This window comes from Thalassospira sp. SM2505, assembly GCF_054901115.1.
The window spans coordinates 458,145-472,546 of the sequence record NZ_CM142731.1; the positions used below are offsets into that span (position 1 = coordinate 458,145).

Genomic DNA, 14,402 nt, shown 5'->3' on the forward strand with positions numbered 1-14,402 from the left:
GCATCATGAATGTGTCAACATCCCCGAAATTCAAGGAAAACGTTCATGGCGCGCTGCGCGATGAAAGCCTGCAACGTGCCCTTGGCCGTCTGAAATCCGGTTTTCAGGAAAAGCGTTCTGCGGCTGCGGCAAAAATGCCGGAATTTGAGGCGCTGCGCGATCAGGCCCGGGACATCAAGAATCATACGCTTGAAAATCTTGACCATTATCTTTTGAAATTCGAAGAAAACGTCAAGGCCAATGGCGGTCATGTCCATTGGTGTGCCGATGCCGCCGAGGCCCGTGAAGTGGTGGCAAAGATTTGCCGCGACAAGAACGCCAAATCGGTCCTTAAGGGCAAATCGATGATTTCCGAGGAAATCGGGCTGAATGACTTCCTGGAAAAACAGGATCTCAAAGTCGTCGAGACCGATCTTGGTGAATATATCATTCAGCTCAGGCACGAACCGCCAAGCCATATCATCGCACCGGCCATCCATGTTCATAAGGAACAGGTCGCTGACAGCTTCCGCGAAACCCATACCGGGCGCGATCCCAACAGGTCACTGGTCGAACCGCGGGAATTGCTTGATGAAGCGCGCGAAGTCATGCGCGAACATTTCTTTGCCGCGGATATCGGGATTACCGGGGCGAACTTCCTGATTGCCGAAACCGGCACCTCGGTGATTGTCACCAACGAAGGCAATGGCGATCTGACCCAGACCCTGTCGCGGGTTCATATTGCGATTGCCAGCCTTGAAAAAGTGGTGCCGACCCTTGAAGATGCGTCAAGTATCCTGCGCGTTCTCGCCCGCTCGGCCACGGGTCAGGAAATGTCATCCTATACGACGTTTTCGACCGGCCCGAAACGCGATGGCGATCTTGACGGGCCCGAAGAATATCACGTGATCCTGCTTGATAATGGTCGCTCGAACATGCTGGGCACCGAGTTCCAGGACATGTTGCGCTGTATCCGTTGTGCGGCCTGCATGAACCATTGCCCGGTCTATGGGGCGGTGGGCGGTCATGCCTATGGCTGGGTCTATCCCGGTCCGATGGGATCGGTTCTCTCTCCATCGCTGATTGGCGTGGACGAGGCCGGGCATCTTCCCAATGCCTCGACCTTCTGCGGGAAATGCGAAGAAGTCTGTCCGATGCGGATCCCGCTGCCCAAGATGATGCGTCATTGGCGTGAACGGGAATTCGAAAAACATCTCAGCCCGTCCTCATTCCGTTACGGTATCAAAACGTGGGCATTTTTTGCTTCAAAACCAAAGCTTTATCGGGCCGTCACCGGGATTGCCTCAAAGGTTCTGGGCAAAATGTCAGGCGGCAAGGGCAAGATCGCCAAATTGCCGCTTGCCGGGGGCTGGACCGACATGCGTGATCTTCCGGCGCCCGAGGGCAAAACCTTCAAGGAACTCTGGGCCGAAAAACAAAAACAGCAGGGAGGTTCGAAATGAGCACCTCGTCCAACACCTCCTCGCGCGATGCGATTCTGGGCCGGATTCGCAAAAGTCTTGGCCGGGGCGCGGGCGAAGCTGCGCCGGTTTCCGTAACCGAACGTTTGTCATCGCCCAAAGCCAATCCGGTGGTGCCCAAGCGTGCCCAGCTTGCCCATCCCAAGCAGGTCGAACTGTTTGAGGAAATGGCAAAAAGTGTCAATGCGACCGTTGCCATGGTGGTCAGCGATAATGACATTCCGCGCGAAGTGGCCCGTTTCCTTGCTGATCACAATTTACCCGCACGGATTAAAACATCCCCGGATTCTGCGGTTTCCGGGTTGCCCTGGAGTGATACGGCACTCGAAGTTTCAACCGGGATCGCCGGTCCGGAAGACGCTGTTTCGGTGACGCCAAGCTTCGGCGGTGTCGCCGAAACCGGAAGCCTGATGCTGCGCAGTGGGGCAGGCACGCCCTATACGCTCAACATGCTGCCAGACACCCATATCGTTGTTTTGAAGGCATCTGATATCGTCGGAACCTATGAAGAGGTATGGGCGCGGTTGCGCGAAAAGGAAGGACACGGCAATATGCCGCGAACATTCCTTTGGGTGACCGGACCTTCGCGAACGGGCGATATCGAACAGACGATACAGCTTGGCGCACATGGACCGCGCCGACTGCATATCGTTCTGGTGGATGACACAAAAGAAAACAAATAAACGACGCCGTACCGTCAGTGACGCGGAAAAGACCCTGTGGGAGGTCTTTACACGTGACGTCAAACCCTTGCGCACCAAACGGCGCAAGGGTGATGATGCCATGTGTGCACCTGATGATGACATCCATACCAGCGATACGGCCATCCAGTTGCCCGACAATCTGGCTGAAAACCTTGAACGGTCCGAGGAAAACCGGGCGGCGCGCAATTTGCCGTCGGCCCGCAATGCCGATCGTGGCCCGCAGATCAAAAAGCAAACGCTGGCTGATCTCAAGCCCGGTGTGACCGACGGGATTGACCGCTCGACGGCCAATAAGTTCCAGAAAGGCAAGATGACCATTGATGGTCGCATCGACCTGCACGGCATGACCCAGGATGTTGCCCATAATGCGCTTAATGCCTTTATCGAGGAAAGCTGGCAGGCTGGAAAACGCTGTGTTCTGGTAATCACGGGCAAGGGATCGCGGGCTGATGAATATGGCCGTACCGGGTTGTTGCGTCAGCGGACCCCGCAATGGCTCAGTGCGCCGCGCCTGCGAAATCGTATTCTTGCCATCAATCAGGCCCAGATCCAGCATGGTGGTGCCGGGGCCTTTTATGTTTTGTTGAAACGGAGACGCCCGTGACACCTTTTGGCAATCGCATTCGGGAATTACGGGCCCGCAACAATGTCACCCTGACCGATATGGCAACGGCCTTGCAGCTGTCACCGGCCTATTTGTCGGCGCTTGAACATGGCCATCGCGGTCGGCCAAGCCCCGGTCTGGTGCAGCAGATTTGCGGCTATTTCAATCTGGTCTGGGACGAGGTCGACGATATCAAGCGCCTGGCACAGCTTTCACACCCGAAAATCACCGTTGATACGGCGGGACTTGAACCCGAAGCGACCGAGCTTGCCAATCTTCTTTCCGAACGGATTGCCGGGCTTAGTGACGATCAGCTCAGCCGCATGCTTGAAATCATTCGCGAACGCCATGCGTAACTGCGCTGCACTGCGCTGATGGCCTGTCATGTCAAACGGATCGGCGGTTGAAAACCGTTCTGTTCCGGTCTGTTGATTTTGGCATATCAAGAAAACTTGATTTTCCGCGCTGCACCCCAATATCAACCTGATGGGGGAAATGTGACAGCTTCACCCGATAAAATTGTAAAGCAACCCGCCCGGCCTTTCACAGGACCGGAAAGGGCTTGCTTGCCCGGGAGTGGGTAATTTCTGGCGGCCATCGAAATCAGTATCTTCGGGGGCCAGCATGTTCAGTTCTATCCGTATCGGACCAAAAATCATCCTGTCACTTGTCCCGCCGGTGGCCGGGTTGGTGATATTGGCAATTGTGATTGTCAGTGGCCGTTTCCAGCAAATGGATGAACTGTCGAGAATCCGTGCGCTGACCGAGTTTGCCGGTTATCTCGGCGCGACCGTTCACGAATTGCAAAAGGAACGGGGAACATCGGCCGGATATATCGGATCGTCCGGGGCACAATTCGGACCGCAACTGGCCGCGCAGCGCGACCTTTCCGATGACAGTATGGATGCCTTGCGCACTGTGATCGCCTCCTTTGACCTGGCTGATTACGACCCGTCTCTTGGGCGCGATATCAACCGCTTTGTCACCCTGATGGACCAGATTCCCGCCACCCGGCAAAAGGTCGATGATCTGCAACTGAAACTGGGTGAAACGGTTGGTTTTTACAGTTCGATCATTTCGGGGATGCTGTCGACCGTCAATGTCATGGGCGGGCTGAGCAATGATCCGGAAATCCTGCGGGTCATTGCTGCCTATAACAATTTCATGCAGGCCAAGGAACGCGCCGGTCTTGAACGTGCGGCCGGGGCGGTGGGCTTTGGCAAGGGCGAATTCGCCCCTGATCTTTATCGGCGGTTTGTTGAACTGGTGACCTTGCAGAGCGCCTATCTCGCGGTTTTTGCCCAATTCGCCCCGGCCGACATCCGGGCATTTTATGATCAGACCTTACAGGACCCGGCAATCAAGGAGGTCGAGGATTTGCGCGCGCTGGCGCTTGATTTCCCGGTAAGCGGCACAACAGGTGACATTCGCGGCGATGACTGGTTCGCCAAGGTCACGGTCAAGATCAATCTCTATAAACAGATCGAAGATCACATTGCCCAAAGCCTGAACGGGCTTGCCGAACACAAGCTGATGACAGCCGAAACCTATTTCTATGCCACCCTTGCCGGATTGGTGATCGTGATCGCGGTGGCCTGTACGCTTGTGCTTGCGGTCGGGCGCAGCATCACTGTTCCGATCGGGAAAATGACCGAAAGCATGACCGAACTGGCATCTGGCAATCTTGATTGCACGATCACCGGTCAGGATCGCGGCGATGAAGTGGGCGATATGGCTCGTTCGGTCGAGATTTTCCGACAGAATCTTGAACAGAACCGGGAAATGAGCAAGCAGCGCGAAGCCGATCAGACCCGGCGCATTGCTCAGACCGAACAGATCGAAAAACTGGCAAAGGCGTTTGAAAGCAGGGTCGACAAGCTTCTGGGCGATATTGGCCGCTCGACCGATGATTTGCGCTCGACATCCGAAAACATGACCACCGTGATCAGCACTAGCCGCGAACGGGCCGGTGTGGTGGCAAGCAATGCCCATACTGCATCGGAAAATGTTGCGGCTGTGTCCTCGGCGACCGAGGAGCTGGCAAATTCCATTCTCGAGATTTCACGCCAGATTTCTGCCGCAGCCGATATTGCCTCTGATGCTGCCCGTGATGCCCGTGCGGCTGATACCATTGCCGATGCCTTGCAAACCGGGGCGGCCAAGATCGGCGAAGTGATCGGTCTTATTCGCGATATTGCCGAACAGACCAATTTGCTTGCTCTTAATGCAACGATTGAGGCTGCGCGTGCTGGCGAAGCGGGCAAGGGCTTTGCCGTGGTTGCCAATGAAGTCAAAAATCTTGCCTCCCAGACATCGCGGGCCACCGATGAAATCACCGGCCAGATGGGCAATCTGCAAGATGCAACCGAACAGGCGGTGGCGGCTTTTGGACGGATTGGCAAGCGGATCGGTGATATCGACACCACCTCGGCCTCTCTTTCGGCTGCAGTTAATCAGCAACAGGCGGCAACATCGGAAATTGCCAGCAATATCGAACGGGCCTCGAACGGGACCAGTGAGGTATCGGGAAATATCGATGAAATCCGGGCTTCAACCGATCAGGCCGGACAGGCGGCCGAGAATGTTCTGGTGGCGTGTGAAAGTGTGACCGGCGTTGCGCTTGATCTGCGCCAGGAGGTCGAAGAATTCCTGAGTTCCGTTCACAAGGTTCAGGCAGGCTAGGGCCGCTTGCACATTGTTATGGCGGGAGTTATGGCAGGACTTTGAAGACAGTCGAACTGTTTGTGGACCCCGTAAATCGCAGGTTTTACGCCGCTATATCTGCGATCTGGCAACAGAAACGTGCTTTTTGAACAACATCGGTTGCAAAATAGCTGCATTGCGTGAAACACGGTTTGACTATTATGGCGTTCGAGGTTATCAATCGGGGGTGTTTCGATCCAGAAACATGAAAAGTCCTGCCTTTCTTGCAACTACAAGGTTTGGAACCGTCCGCACGCACCAGCAATCCTGAGCGCCTTGCCTGACGGTCAACCGCACTTCTTATCCTATCCCAAAATCTTCGCCCATATCCTCTCTTATCTGGCAACCACAGATCATTAAACGCACATATGCATCTTCAGGAACTCAAAAAGAAATCTCCGACCGAGCTGCTTGCCCTGTCTGAGGAACTCGAAATCGAAAATGCCAGCACGCTCCGCAAACAGGAGCTGATGTTCGCCATTCTCAAACAGTTGGCCGAGAACGACCATGCCATTTTTGGCGAGGGGGTTCTCGAAGTGCTGCCCGATGGTTTCGGCTTCTTGCGGAGCCCGGAGGCAAACTATCTTGCCGGGCCCGACGACATTTATGTCAGCCCGAGCCAGGTACGGCGTTTTGGTCTGCGGACCGGCGATACGGTAGAAGGGCAGATCAGATCGCCCAAGGAAGGCGAGAGGTATTTCGCGCTGCTCAAGGTCGACAAGGTCAACTTTGATGCGCCGGAAAAAGTCCGTCATCGCATCAACTTTGACAACCTGACCCCGCTTTATCCCGATCAGCCGTTGCGCATGGAACGGGAATGCGACCAGGAAGGCAACAAGGACACCACCAACCGCGTCATCGAACTGGTGTCGCCGCTTGGTAAAGGTCAGCGTGCCCTGATCGTCGCTCCGCCGCGTACCGGTAAAACCGTGATGTTGCAGAACATTGCGCACGCGATCGAGGAAAACCATCCGGAAGCCTATCTGATCGTTCTTCTGATTGATGAACGCCCGGAAGAAGTGACCGATATGGACCGCTCGGTGAAGGGTGAGGTTATCAGCTCGACCTTTGACGAACCGGCCCAGCGTCACGTTCAGGTCACCGAGATGGTGCTTGAAAAGGCAAAACGTCTGGTCGAACACAAGCATGATGTTGTCATTCTGCTGGATTCCATCACCCGTCTTGCCCGTGCCTATAACACCGTCGTGCCAAGCTCGGGCAAGGTCCTGACCGGTGGTGTCGATGCCAACGCCCTGCAGCGTCCGAAACGCTTCTTTGGTGCGGCACGTAACATCGAAGAAGGCGGCTCGCTGACCATCATCGCAACCGCCCTGATCGATACCGGTTCGCGTATGGACGAGGTTATCTTTGAAGAATTCAAAGGGACCGGTAACTCCGAACTGGTTCTGGACCGCAAACTGTCTGACAAACGTATCTTCCCGGCGATTGATATCCTTAAATCGGGTACCCGTAAGGAAGAACTGCTTGTCGATAAAAGCGTCCTGTCCAAGATGTGGGTTCTGCGCCGTATCCTCAACCCGATGGGTCCGCAGGACGCGATGGAGTTCCTTCTGGGCAAACTCAAATCGACCAAGAACAACGACGATTTCTTCGATTCCATGAACGGATAATCGACATCCGGCGTAAATGGCCGGATACAGATAATTGTCTGATGATTAAACGGGGTCCGGTGGGCCCCGTTTTTTATTGTCTGATGATTGGAAAGGGGACCTGCATGATCAAGGTCACAGGGCCGACTTGCAGCATTGAAAAAGGCTGCCTAGATAGGGCGCCCAATCAATAACAACCTGTTTTAAAATGAATTTGTCCTTGCCAGCGTTCCCGATCGAAACCAGCCGTCTCTTCCTTCGCCCGTTTGTGTCTTCTGATTTTGAGGGCTACGCCGCCTATCACGCGTTGCCTGCGGTGTATCGTTATCTTTATTGCGACCCGCCTGCGGGCGATGCGTTGAAGCAACAGTTTTCCGATCTGCTGCGTGCGCAATTCATGCAGGATGGCGATGTTTGCACCCTTGCGGTCACACGGCGGGAAGATGGCGCTGTGTTGGGCGAGGTTCTTTTGAAACTTGCCAGTATCAATGCCCGTCAGGGCGAGGTTGGCTATATCTTCAACCCGGATTTTGCTGGCAGCGGCTATGCCACCGAGGCGGTCAGGGCAATCGTCGATCTGGGCTTTGCGCATTTCGGGTTTCACCGGATTTTTGCACGGCTTGATGCGCAGAATGCCGGTTCATCCGGCGTTGTTGAACGGCTTGGTTTTCGTCGCGAGGCGCATCTGATCGAAAATGATTGTTTTAACGGGCGTTGGGGTGATGAATATATCTATGCCCGGCTCTTTTCGGAGTGGCAATCCCAAGCCCGGTCATAGTCCCTTCAGGCCAGGATCAGTGTCAGTTCGGCGGTGTGACCATCCAGTTTCTGGCCTTCCACCCGCGCATCCCCCGGTTCAAAGCTGAATGCGCCATTGCCCAGATGCAAACCGATATGATGGGTGCCGTAGCGCATGGTGATGGCCAGTTCGCTGGCGGTGGTAATCTCGCAGGTGGCCTCATCGCCGATATCGAGATGGTGCGGTGGATCGGTTTGCCAGCCACTGCTTGGTGCCAACGAGCTCAGATGCAGGGGGTTTTGGCTGCTTTCATTGCGCAAGGTCAGTTTCAGTCGCATGTCCTGTGACATATGCCAGGCCCTCCTGATTGAAAAACATCTCTGTTTTGTATGTAGGGACGGGATTTTCGAAGTCGATAGGACATGAAGGCTTGAAACAACGCATAAGCCATGTGAATCTGGGGTTCTTCGTTCACTATTTTATTGCGCTTGATGCAGCTTTTACTCAAATCCGTTGATTTTGCCGCGCGCGCCCATCGCGATCAGCGGCGCAAGGGCCCGGCCGAGGAACCCTATATCAATCACCCGATTGAGGTTTCCCGCCTGATTGTTGAATGCGAACCCCATACGGATGAAACCATCCTTTGTGCGGCAATTCTTCATGATGTGATCGAGGATTGCGGGGCGACCCGCGACGAAATCGCCGCCTGCTTTAACGACGCCATTGCCGACATTGTTCTTGAGGTCAGTGACGACAAGGCCTTGCCACGCGATGATCGCAAGGCAAAACAGGTCGAAAATGCCCCCAACCTGACCCCGGGAGCCAAGCTGGTCCGACTGGCCGATAAAGTCGCCAATGTCGGGGCGATGCTGACCGATACCCCGATTGGCTGGGATGAAAAACAAATCCTGGCCTATGTCGACTGGGCCGAGGCGGTGATTGCCCCGTGCCGCGAAGTCAGTGACGGCCTGTCTGCGCGCTTTGACGCCATTGCCCGTGATGTCCGCGCAGTACATAGCGATGACAAAGAAGCTGTCATCTAGCTGGCTATTTGATTTTGCAAGTGAACGTGATGATTGTTACTTAACGTATTCATCGGGGAAGGGAAGCTGCTCGACAGCGCGCCAATCCTTGGTAACGTAGTTGATGATCAGTGACTTCCGGATGCCGGGAATAGTGCGCTTCTCGAAGCCGTGCCAGGTGTTGTTGGCAGGCACGAAAATCAGGGCCGAATTGGGAAAAAACCGTGATGCTTTTACGTGGGTTTCTGCGTCCCGATAGATATCGGTACCAAGCTTTTCGTGCCCGGTCTCGTTGGAGAGATAAAGCAGCATGGTAAAACGCTTCACACCGATATCGGTGTGCGGTTGTAACCAGAAACCTTCACGATCTTGGGCAAATTCAAGTCTGATGCGGGTTTCGCTGAGGTCCGCACCAAAGATTTCTTCGACGGCATCTACAACTTCTTGGGACTGGATTGCTTGTGCGATCTCGTTTGCGACGGGATGCTTTTCAATGGTTTCCTGATCAAAATATCGACGGCTGGAGTTATTGGCTTCGCGTGTTCCTGCATCTACCTCAAGCACGGGTGCCAAAATTGGCAGAGAACATACTTCTGCGGGAAGGTCGGCAGGCAGGACATTTTCGACGAACCAATGTTGATAGGGATCTTGATCAGATATTCCGGATTTGAATGACGCAATTATTGATTCTTTGATTTCCTGAAGCGACATCAATGCGTGCCCTAAAGAGGTTTTTAAGAAATTATCCCGGGACACCGATCCAGATTTAATTTCTGACTGTTGAAATTAACAAAACTCTAATGTTCCGGATACGGAAAATTTGAGTTTACGGCGGTTGTTTGAAAGATATTTTTCTTGCAATTCAGTGCCGCCGATTATGAGAAAAGCCGATACTTGGAAGTATCGGCTTTGTGTTCTCTCTTTTGATAAGCGCTGGTATCAATCAGACCGTAAAGACGATGGAGCCGTTGGTTTTGCGGCCTTCGAGATCGTCATGGGCACGGGCGGCATCGGCCAGCGGGTAGGTTGCGGTAATGTCGATCTTGACCACGCCGGATTTCAGCACCTCGAACAACTCACCGGCACTTGCCAGAAGCTCTTCGCGGGTGGCGTTATAGGTGAAGATGCTCGGACGGGTCAGGAAAAACGCGCCCGGGGCAAGCTGTGCCAGTGTGATGGGCGGAACGGCCCCGGATGACTGACCGAAACTGACCATCGTGCCAAGGCGTTTGAGGCATTTAAGTGAGTCTTCGAACGTATCCTTGCCAACGGAATCATAAACAACTTCAACACCCTGGCCGTTGGTGATTTCCTTGACCCGTTCGGAGACCGTTTCCTCGCGATAGAGGATCGGGTAATCACAACCTTTCGCCTTGGCGATCTCGGCCTTTTCCTGTGATCCGACCGTGCCGATCACCGTGGCCCCAAGATGCTTGGCCCACTGGCAGACAATCTGGCCCACACCACCTGCAGCCGCATGGATCAGGATCGTATCGCCCTTTTGCACCTTATAAGTCCGGCGCAGAAGATATTGCGCGGTCATGCCCTGAAGCATTGCAGCCGCCGCCAGTTCAAAGCTGACATCATCGGGGATTTTGACCAGTCCCTTGGCCGGCATGACGCGGGCTTCGGCATAGGCACCAAGCGGCTGTGCGGCATAGGCAACGCGGTCTCCGACCGCCAGATCAGTGATACCGTCACCAATCGCCTCGATCACGCCAGCACCTTCAAGCCCAAGACCCGATGGCATCGACGGGGCGGGGTAAACACCCGACCGGAAATAGATATCGATATAGTTCAGGCCGACGGCCTTCTGGCGCAGGCGGACTTCGCCCGCACCCGGTGCGCCAACTTCCACATCCTCAAAGCGCAACACATTGCTGCCGCCTGTTTCGTAAAAGCGGAATGCTTTGGTCATTTGTGACCTCCCATTGTTTCGTTCTTTTGAACGTCTGTTTCGTCAATGGATTGAGTTTAGGTCAGAAAAGCCCGATTTGCAGCAGGCGAGTTATGTATTTCGCAGGATGAAAACACGGGCCGCAAAACCCCGTGGGGCGATCCGGGTTCTAAAGATCAAAACTGCCCTGATCATCGCCAATGACAAGCTCTACACCTTCGATCTTGAGCAGATCACGCTTGGTTTCGAGCCCGCCCTGACCGGAATAGCCGCCCGGTTTGTCACCACTGGCAAGAACCCGGTGACAGGGAATGATGATCGGGATCGGGTTCATGCCACAGGCCGATCCGACCGACTGAAAGGCCTTGGGCGATCCCGCCGCTGCGGCAAGTTCCTTGTAGGTCGCGGTCTTGCCCTTGGGGATGTCGCACATTGCTGCCCAGACCGCCTTCTGGAAATCGGTGCCGTCAGGTGCCAGGGGAAGATCAAATTTTTCGAGCTGACCGGCAAAATAGGCATTGAGCTGCTTTTTGGCTTCTTCAAGAACCGGGCTGGTTTCCATTTCATCAACAAATCCCCAATCAAGCGCAACGATTTGATCGTCAAACTCGAAAATCGTAAGCGCGCCGACCGGGCTATTGATGGAAATCTGGGGCATGACGGGGTCTTTCGTGATTGTAAATGCGGTGCTGTGGTTAGCGCGGTGGTGGCGCGGTTATCCTTGGGTTTCCTTATGCCGCCCTGTTTGGCAGATCGGCAAGCAGTTTGGCAAGGTCATCGGCATTTGTCACCGGGGCCGAACAGACCGGTCCCTGACAGACATAGGCGGTTTCCTTGCCGTCAATCGCGGTTTTGCCCTGGGCCGGATGACCATTGGGCAGGGGATCACCATCGCCCAGAATGGTAATCGCCCGGTTGGGCAGGTAGCAGCCAAAAATGGCCCGGCGCATCTCAAGATAGGCCTGCGAGCGATCCCGGGCGATCAGCACGATCTGAACCGGGTTTTGCAACATCTCAGCTGCCAGAAGCAATCCGGGCATATTGGGGAATTGTTCGCCAATCCGTCCGGCAAAGGCCGAAAGCGTGATTTCCGCCCGATCACGATATGTGCTGTTACCGGTCAGGACATAGAGCTTTGCCAGATTCTGGGCCATGATGGCATTGCCTGATGGCACGGCATTATCCATGAAGGGTTTCTGGCGCACGACAAGATCACTGGCGTCCGAAGCGGACTGGAAATAGCCGCCCTTGGCATCGGCAAACAGGGTTTCGACCGTTTCCGACCAGGCAATCGCATCACGCAGATAGGCATCCTCGCCAAAGCATTCAAACAGCCGCAGGGCTGCGCGGATCATATGGGCGTAATCTTCGAGCATTCCGGCATGCTGGGCCTTGCCATCGCGATAGCTGTGCAGGAAGCGGTCACCCTTCATCAGGCTGCTGGTGACAAAGTTAAAGGCAAGCTTGGCGTAATCCAGCCAGTCCGCACGGTGGAAGGTCAATGACGCCTCGGCCAGGGCGGCAATCGTCATGGCGTTCCAGTCGGTCAGCGCCTTGTCATCCCAGCCCGGACGAATGCGCTTGGCCCGCGCCACAAGCAGCTTTTCACGCAACTCGCGAAGCTTTTCCTCGGTCGCATCATCGGCAAGGCCAAGCCCCGACGCCGTGCGGTTGAGGATATTGCTATGTTCCCAGTTCCCGAGTGCCGAAACGTCGTAGAATTTCTTGAAAAGTGGCGCATCCTGGCCCAGAAGGTCGTCAATCTCGGTTTCCGACCAGACATAGAATTTGCCTTCGACACCTTCGCTATCGGCATCAAGGCTTGCGGTAAAGGCCCCGCCGGGAATGCGCATTTCGCGTAAGGTCCAGCTGATGGTTTCCTCGATCCGTTTGGCATAAAGCGGATTGGGATCAACGCGCCAGACATCACATAAAAGATCAATCAGCTGGGCATTGTCATAAAGCATCTTTTCAAAATGCGGCACCAGCCATTGATCATCAACCGCATAGCGGGCAAAACCGCCGCCCAGATGGTCATAAATCCCGCCCTGACACATGCGATCAAGGCTGTGTTTGACGATCCGCTGAAGCTCGTTTTCCTTGGTGCGGACACCGGTCCGCCAGATCAGCGACAGCAGGCTGGGTTGCGGGAATTTCGGCGCACCCGATGTGCCGCCATTTTCCCCGTCCATGATCTGCAAACAGCCATGCCCGCAGCGATCAATCATCTCAAGGTTTGGCACCGATCCGTTAGCCCCGCTATTCATCTTGATCAGCGCATTGGAAATCTGGGTGACGTTGTGACGGACATCGTCGGGTTTGTCGGTGAAAATCCGCGACACGGTTTTCAGCACATCATCAAAACCCGGTCGACCATAGCGGGCTTCTTTCGGGAAATAGGTCCCGCCCCAGAATGGTTCGCCATCCGGTGTCAGGAACATGGTCAGCGGCCAGCCACCCTGTTGACCCAGCAGGGCCAGCGCATTCTGATAAAGCGCATCAAGATCGGGGCGTTCTTCGCGGTCAAGCTTGATATTGATGAACAGATCATTCATCAGGGCGGCCATGCCGTCATCTTCAAAGCTTTCATGGGCCATGACATGGCACCAGTGACAGGCGGCATAGCCCACAGATAGCAGGATAGGCTTGTTGGCGGCCTTGGCCGCAGCCAGAACCTCGGTGCTCCAGGGTTGCCAATGCACCGGGTTATCACGGTGCTGCAAAAGATAGGGGCTGGTTTCCGACCCAAGATTGTTCCGTGCGAGTTCCATGTCGTGTCCTGTGCCACCGGTTTGACCGCAAGGGGCCGGGATGGCGTTATCGTTGTGGCTTGGCCGTCTTCATGATCTCATGACCGGCAACGCTGTTAGAACGACTCTAAGGGTAACGGCGTCATACATAAAGGCAAATGGCTGTAATATTTGTCTCAAATCCGTGATATTGCCGGTAAATGATCCAATATGCTGCCAATATGGTTATTGTGATTGAGATGGCCGGTTCAGTCGCCATAATGACGCAGACAAACAAGCAGAAACAAAAGGAGATCAGGGCGATGAAAGTAACGGTAAACATTGATTGCACCCCCGAGGAGGCCCGCACCTTCTTTGGTCTTCCTGATGTCCAGCCGATGCAAAAGGCGATGATGCAAGAGATCGAAGACCGGATGAAAGCCAATCTGGCGGCAATGGACCCGGAAACCATGCTCAATACCTGGCTGCCGCAGGGCATCCAGAACTGGGAACAGCTTCAGAAAGCCTTCTGGGGCCAGTTCAACAGCACACCGGGCAGCAGCGGTAACAAGGACTGATCCAAGTGAGTGACCACTACTATCAGGCACATGTGTTTGTGTGTCAGAACGAACGCCCCGCTGGCCATGAGCGGGGCTGTTGCAATTCCAAGGGCGCGACCAAGTTGCGTAATTATATGAAAGTCCGCGCCAAGGAACTCGGCATTCCGATGACCCGGATCAATACCGCAGGATGTCTTGACCGGTGCGAACTGGGCCCGGTGATGGTGATCTATCCCGAAGGCACCTGGTATCGCTACGAGACGACCGAGGATATCGACGCCATCCTTGATGATCATCTGGTTGGCGGGCAGGTGGTCGGAAGATTGCAGCTCAGCCCCGATCAGTAACAATGCAAACGGTCCCGAAAGAGGGGC

At 54.8% G+C, this 14,402-nt stretch carries 15 protein-coding genes; 10 read left to right on the forward strand and 5 right to left on the reverse strand.

From position 1 onward, the window contains the following. Window positions 1-5 precede the first annotated feature (5 nt). The 7 genes from ACTU44_RS02105 (at window position 6) to ACTU44_RS02135 (ending at window position 7,859) form a co-directional block, all read left to right on the forward strand. On the forward strand, window positions 6-1,442 hold the full coding sequence (locus ACTU44_RS02105; RefSeq protein WP_114096397.1) for a LutB/LldF family L-lactate oxidation iron-sulfur protein: 1,437 nt from the start codon (window positions 6-8) through the stop codon (window positions 1,440-1,442). Continuing rightward, complete coding sequence (locus ACTU44_RS02110) at window positions 1,439-2,143, forward strand: LutC/YkgG family protein (RefSeq protein ID WP_114096398.1); 705 nt, start codon at window positions 1,439-1,441, stop codon at window positions 2,141-2,143. The genes ACTU44_RS02105 and ACTU44_RS02110 overlap by 4 nt, the downstream gene beginning before the upstream one ends. After that, complete coding sequence (locus tag ACTU44_RS02115) at window positions 2,121-2,768, forward strand: Smr/MutS family protein (RefSeq protein ID WP_336079716.1); 648 nt, start codon at window positions 2,121-2,123, stop codon at window positions 2,766-2,768. The genes ACTU44_RS02110 and ACTU44_RS02115 overlap by 23 nt, the downstream gene beginning before the upstream one ends. Next, window positions 2,765-3,124 (forward strand): helix-turn-helix domain-containing protein, encoded by a 360-nt coding sequence (locus tag ACTU44_RS02120; protein WP_114096400.1) that lies wholly within the window; start codon window positions 2,765-2,767, stop codon window positions 3,122-3,124. Before ACTU44_RS02115 ends, ACTU44_RS02120 begins: the two co-directional genes overlap by 4 nt. 268 nt (window positions 3,125-3,392) lie before the next feature. After that, the gene (locus ACTU44_RS02125; protein ID WP_462096538.1) at window positions 3,393-5,450 is read left to right on the forward strand and encodes a methyl-accepting chemotaxis protein; all 2,058 of its coding nucleotides are present in this window, start codon (window positions 3,393-3,395) and stop codon (window positions 5,448-5,450) included. Between the two features lie 389 nt (window positions 5,451-5,839). Then, complete coding sequence (gene rho, locus ACTU44_RS02130) at window positions 5,840-7,102, forward strand: transcription termination factor Rho (protein WP_114096402.1); 1,263 nt, start codon at window positions 5,840-5,842, stop codon at window positions 7,100-7,102. Between the two features lie 199 nt (window positions 7,103-7,301). Then, a complete protein-coding gene (locus tag ACTU44_RS02135) occupies window positions 7,302-7,859 on the forward strand; it encodes a GNAT family N-acetyltransferase (protein WP_462096539.1) in 558 nt (185 codons plus the stop codon). 5 nt (window positions 7,860-7,864) lie between these two features. On the opposite strand, the gene ACTU44_RS02140 is transcribed toward ACTU44_RS02135, so the two are convergent. Beyond that, complete coding sequence (locus ACTU44_RS02140) at window positions 7,865-8,170, reverse strand: hypothetical protein (protein ID WP_114096404.1); 306 nt, start codon at window positions 8,168-8,170, stop codon at window positions 7,865-7,867. A gap of 141 nt (window positions 8,171-8,311) precedes the next feature. On the opposite strand from ACTU44_RS02140, the gene ACTU44_RS02145 reads away from it, so the two are divergent. Next, window positions 8,312-8,863 (forward strand): HD domain-containing protein, encoded by a 552-nt coding sequence (locus tag ACTU44_RS02145; RefSeq protein WP_114096405.1) that lies wholly within the window; start codon window positions 8,312-8,314, stop codon window positions 8,861-8,863. A 36-nt stretch (window positions 8,864-8,899) separates the two neighbouring features. On the opposite strand, the gene ACTU44_RS02150 is transcribed toward ACTU44_RS02145, so the two are convergent. From ACTU44_RS02150 to ACTU44_RS02165, 4 genes are all read right to left on the reverse strand, one after another. Then, window positions 8,900-9,553: a 2OG-Fe(II) oxygenase gene (locus ACTU44_RS02150; protein WP_462096540.1), complete on the reverse strand. Its 654-nt coding sequence runs from the start codon at window positions 9,551-9,553 to the stop codon at window positions 8,900-8,902. Between the two features lie 232 nt (window positions 9,554-9,785). Then, a complete protein-coding gene (locus ACTU44_RS02155; protein WP_462096541.1) occupies window positions 9,786-10,760 on the reverse strand; it encodes a quinone oxidoreductase family protein in 975 nt (324 codons plus the stop codon). A 148-nt stretch (window positions 10,761-10,908) separates the two neighbouring features. Beyond that, a complete protein-coding gene (locus ACTU44_RS02160; RefSeq protein WP_462096542.1) occupies window positions 10,909-11,397 on the reverse strand; it encodes a methylated-DNA--[protein]-cysteine S-methyltransferase in 489 nt (162 codons plus the stop codon). Between the two features lie 73 nt (window positions 11,398-11,470). Beyond that, entirely contained in the window at window positions 11,471-13,510 is a 2,040-nt protein-coding gene (locus ACTU44_RS02165; protein ID WP_462096543.1) for a thioredoxin domain-containing protein, read from the reverse strand. Between the two features lie 281 nt (window positions 13,511-13,791). On the opposite strand from ACTU44_RS02165, the gene ACTU44_RS02170 reads away from it, so the two are divergent. Next, complete coding sequence (locus ACTU44_RS02170; protein WP_114096860.1) at window positions 13,792-14,046, forward strand: DUF6489 family protein; 255 nt, start codon at window positions 13,792-13,794, stop codon at window positions 14,044-14,046. A 5-nt stretch (window positions 14,047-14,051) separates the two neighbouring features. Beyond that, window positions 14,052-14,375, forward strand: a complete 324-nt coding sequence (locus tag ACTU44_RS02175) for a (2Fe-2S) ferredoxin domain-containing protein (RefSeq protein ID WP_114096410.1) — start codon at window positions 14,052-14,054, stop codon at window positions 14,373-14,375. The last annotated feature ends 27 nt before the right edge of the window (window positions 14,376-14,402 follow it).